The sequence below is a fragment of the Psychrobacter immobilis genome (assembly GCF_904846185.1).
Taxonomy (GTDB): Bacteria; Pseudomonadota; Gammaproteobacteria; order Pseudomonadales; family Moraxellaceae; genus Psychrobacter; species Psychrobacter immobilis_B.
In genome coordinates this window covers 1-906 of the sequence record NZ_CAJGZQ010000064.1, presented here as the reverse complement: position 1 = coordinate 906, position 906 = coordinate 1, and the positions used below count along the sequence as shown (strand labels likewise).

The 906-nt window shown below is 39.3% G+C and carries 2 protein-coding genes; both read left to right on the top strand.

The genetic code is table 11. The features are described 5' to 3' along the window. Window positions 1-63 precede the first annotated feature (63 nt). Window positions 64-402, top strand: coding sequence for an IS630 transposase-related protein (locus JMW94_RS14930; RefSeq protein WP_087814929.1), 339 nt, complete (start codon window positions 64-66; stop codon window positions 400-402). Then, the gene (locus tag JMW94_RS14925) at window positions 386-901 is read left to right on the top strand and encodes an IS630 family transposase (RefSeq protein WP_227685547.1); all 516 of its coding nucleotides are present in this window, start codon (window positions 386-388) and stop codon (window positions 899-901) included. Before JMW94_RS14930 ends, JMW94_RS14925 begins: the two co-directional genes overlap by 17 nt. The last annotated feature ends 5 nt before the right edge of the window (window positions 902-906 follow it).

Genomic DNA, 906 nt, shown 5'->3' with positions numbered 1-906 from the left:
TATAGTAGAGTTCAGATAAAACCGATACAATACATAAAAACTAATCAACTATTCAGATAAACCATGACTTATTCAATCGACTATCGTAAACAAGTGCTGTCTAGCATCGATAATGGTCTGACTGTTAGAGAAGCTGCTGCTTTTTACGCGCTTAGCACCAGTACTATACATAGCTGGAGACAGAACTTAGAGCCTAAGAAAGGACGAGATAAAGCCCCGACTAAAATACCTGATGACGCTTTGCTTCAGGATGTCAAAGCGTATCCTGATGACTATCAATATGAGCGCGCAAATCGTCTGGGCTGTAGTAAAACCGGCATTTATCACGCTTTAAAACGATTAAACATCAGTCAAAAAAAAGACACTAGAGCATCCAAAAGCCTGTCTGGAAAAAAGAGCTAAGTATCTCAATCACTTGAGTGATTATATAATTCAAGGCTATCCCATTGTTTATATGGATGAAAGTGGCTTTGAGCATGAGACCATCAGGCCTTATGGCTATGCTCCGATAGGTAAGCCTTGTATCGATCGCTACAACTGGCAAGGTAAAAAACGTACCAACGTCATTGGTGCCCTGTACGAAAGAGTACTATTTGCACTTGATTACTTCGAAAAAAACATCAATGGAGATGTATTCTATAACTGGTGCAAGTACACGCTAATACCGAGCCTAAAAACCAAGTGCGTAATCGTAATGGATAACGCAAGCTTTCATAAACGAGTACAAAAGCTGCTTAATAGACACGGCCATCGCCTTTTATTTTTACCACCCTATAGCCCTGATCTAAATCCTATCGAGAATAAGTGGGCACAGGCTAAATTTCTACGCCAAGGATGGATGGAAAATAATCTGCCTAAACTATTTCATGATATGGGCTGTATCGATTTTATATTAAACTGACTATA

Bases quoted from the DNA above. Each gene is read 5' to 3' on its own strand.
- JMW94_RS14930 (WP_087814929.1), top strand. From the start codon at position 64: ATGACTTATTCAATCGACTATCGTAAACAAGTGCTGTCTAGCATCGAT.